Annotated in this window: 2 protein-coding genes; both read left to right on the forward strand. The window is 30.6% G+C overall.

The features are described 5' to 3' along the window. The first annotated feature begins 180 nt into the window (after positions 1-180). On the forward strand, positions 181-1,569 hold the full coding sequence (locus CHX27_RS00665; protein ID WP_094484861.1) for a 3'-5' exonuclease: 1,389 nt from the start codon (positions 181-183) through the stop codon (positions 1,567-1,569). Between the two features lies 1 nt (position 1,570). After that, positions 1,571-3,421, forward strand: coding sequence for a hypothetical protein (locus CHX27_RS00670; protein WP_094484862.1), 1,851 nt, complete (start codon positions 1,571-1,573; stop codon positions 3,419-3,421). Positions 3,422-3,426 lie beyond the last annotated feature (5 nt).

Genomic DNA, 3,426 nt, shown 5'->3' on the forward strand with positions numbered 1-3,426 from the left:
CGCTAACAGCCGTTTTGCAAAAGCGGGGGTTTCGTGCTTCTATGACAGTGAAGTGCTAAATTCAAGTTTTGTGCATCTAATGGAGTTTAGAGCTAAAAATCCCCGCCTTCGCAAAGCGGCAAAACGTTAGCGGTCACTCTAAGGACGACCCACCATTAAACAGACAACAAAACATAAAATATGAGATTAGACAATTGGTTCATAACAAATCCAGACGCTTCACAGCAAGAAGTGTTGAAAGTTTCTATCAATGACAACTTGATAGTGAAAGGTGCTGCGGGCAGCGGTAAAACTAATATGGCTATTTATCGTGCTAATCAGGCAAACGACAATACATTCGTTATTGTAGTTTACACTGTTGCACTAAAAAAAATGGTACGTTATGGTTTAAGCGAATTAGGGCTTGATAAAGACAGAGTTGTTCACGAATGGTCTTGGATAAACAGAGGTATAGAAATATCGGGAGATTTGTTTTGTCTAAAAGGCGGTAATCAATATGGGCTTAATAGTGATTTACTGATATTAAAAACAGGAGAAGAAATCAGATATTTTGTTTCAAAAGATAAATATGACAATATTATTCAAACAAAAACATTTCAAAATTATCCTGCAAAAGCAATTGGCAATCCAATTGAAGTTTCTGTTGATTTCGATGATTGGGTTGAAAATAGGTTTTACTACACATTTTACCGCAGAGCACGTTGGTTCAAAGAAATTCAATTAGAAAATTTTCAATTAAACCCTACTGACGAAAAATTTATTTTTATCCCAAGTGGCTTTCTTTTCAAAGATAAAGGCATTGTAAATTATCTAATTATAGATGAAGGACAGGATTTCTCTATAGAAGACTATAGAACCAATTTCATATCACAGGCAAAAAAGTCAATTACAATCTTTGGGGATACAAGCCAACAATTGTATAAACAAAGAGGAACAAGCATAGATAATATTCAAAGTGTTTACAAATACCCTTTAAAAAATTTACAATTCAATTATAGAATACCTAAAACGATTGCCAAAATAGCTCAAAAGATTCCAGTTCCTAATCTTGATTTAATTACACAGAATAAAAAGAACAACGGAAACAGTGATTATCCTTCATTTCCAAAACCAATTGTGAAAAAATGCAAATCCGAAGATGAGGAGTTACAATATATTCTCAGCAGAATTGAAACAGAAGGAATGGACGATGTAGGAATTTTATTACCTAATAACGATATTATTGAAAAAGTTCACAAGCTATTTTCTGATAAAGGAATAGGAACACAAGTTAGATACACTATAGATTTACCTGAAAACAAAGCGGCTGGAATCTATCCAATGTTTAGAAGTGTTGATACATTAGATTTCACAAACCACGACTTACCTTGTATTCTGACATTTCATAGTGCAAAAGGAACCGAATTTGACAATGTATTCATTCCATTTGCAGATGATGACAACAACTTAGACAGAAATGCTTTTTACGTTGCTGTGACAAGGTCAAGTAGCCGAGTTTTTATCACATATTCCAGAAAACTCACAAGCCTATTAAAAGACATTAACCCAAATGATATAATTAGTCAATAGTATGGCAAAGAATAAAAACATATCAGAAGTAAAATATTTATGGTTGCCAATAAATTTGTGGAACTTAAATGAATTATTTACAACTGAAAGTATTTCGCCTATATCTTTTTACGAAGAACGCAATTTTGGCAATCCAGTTAATCGTAACGAAGAAGCAATTGAAGACACAAACAATCTAATATTGTTTGACGATGCTGTGCAAAGTCCAATTTTATTAAGAATATCAAACACTTTATTTGATACTAATTATTTGACTGAAATAAAGTCAAGTAAAAAAAGCGGTTTAAAAAGTTTTAAATATTCAAAAACAATTTATCTTAAAAAGGGAAATTTCAATGTCTGTTTTAGTTCAGAAGTAAAGTTGAATGAATTTCTAAACAATACTTTTATGTTGTTGGAAGTTAAAACAACAAATAAATACAAATCTGACTTTATTGTCATTGACAAAATGACTGAAAAAACAGCATTTTATCAAGCACAACTTATTTCTGATAAAACAGCATTTCAACCATTTTATGATAGAGCATTTAATCAAATTAAAGGCTTAATTTATGGCTGTGTTATCGGCTCCATTGGAACATTAGAAGAAAAAGAACAAAATCTTATTTCTGAATTGTCAAAATTAAAAAACACGATTGGAAGTATTCATACAGATATTGTTTTAAGTGAAGAATACTCAGCGTTTTGGCTAATAAATATTCGCAAACAAATTAAAGATTGTCAAAAATCATACATTGATAATTTTAGCAAACAATCAGATGTTTTAGATACACTTCTTTTGAGATTAGAGGAAATTGATAATCTCAACAAAATGCGTTGCGATGAGTTATCAAAGCAAAAAAATTCTACCTACAAAAGAGATTATGAAAAAGAGCAAGAAGTTTTAGAAAAAATAAAACGCGAATTATATCAATATGAATACGAAAACGGAATAACTTCTTTAAAAGAGGAATTTGAAATCATTAAACTAGAAGAAAGACGTAAGGGAGAATTGAAAGGAAAAACAAGAGAGTATTTTAAAATAGGCACAGAGGAATATGACCGTAAACAAGAATTAAAACAACTAATTACAAAATGTGAAGAGAACCAGAAATATCAAATTCTTAAACGAGAAGTTAATCTACAAGAAGAGCGATTAAGAAATTTTCAATTTGGTTTCACTCAATTTGACACTTCAATAACAGAACAATTTAGCAGAATATCCGAGTATCTACACGAGATTACAAAAAAAACAACGAATTACTTTTTGTCAAAAAACAACAAATCGAACAATTTCCCAGACATTTCATTTGAAATTGATATTAAGAAATTAGCTGATTATTATTTCAATTATTCCAAAGACTACACGGACTTTTCTGTTGTTTTTCCAACAACATTATCAAAAAGTATAAATGAATCAGAATTACAATTACTAGGTGTTGCGGTCAATTCAATTTTAGCTAAACCTCAAGGACGACTCGGTAATTTTTCCGAACAAAAGATTTTAGAAATTATAAAAGATATTGGCGAACATTTACCTGAAAATCCTGACAAACAAACCTTACGAGATTATTATAAATATCGCATTGGCAAAAATGACAGTTTCACTTTCCCTAATAATTCAGTTATTGCAAGCATTATTATTTTTTTAATGAAGCTCAATGGACACGACCAAATAAACAAAATGCTTGTTGCAAAAAACATTCACAACAGACAGATTGCTTTTTTACTTTATGGTGCATACTTAGGTTTTGCCAATATGCCAAAGACATTTACAAATATTGTGTTTGACAGCGACAATACAGAGTTATTCAGCTACATTGACAATTATTTATTTAACCCGTTGGGTGAAATTAAATTAATTGATTTTTGATGTTA

It is taken from the genome of Flavobacterium aurantiibacter, from assembly GCF_002251775.1.
Taxonomy (GTDB): domain Bacteria; phylum Bacteroidota; class Bacteroidia; order Flavobacteriales; family Flavobacteriaceae; genus Flavobacterium; species Flavobacterium aurantiibacter.

Excerpts from the sequence above, each read along its gene's own strand:
- CHX27_RS00670 (WP_094484862.1), top strand. The coding sequence starts at position 1,571 with ATGGCAAAGAATAAAAACATATCAGAAGTAAAATATTTATGGTTGCCA.
- CHX27_RS00665 (WP_094484861.1), top strand. The coding sequence starts at position 181 with ATGAGATTAGACAATTGGTTCATAACAAATCCAGACGCTTCACAGCAA.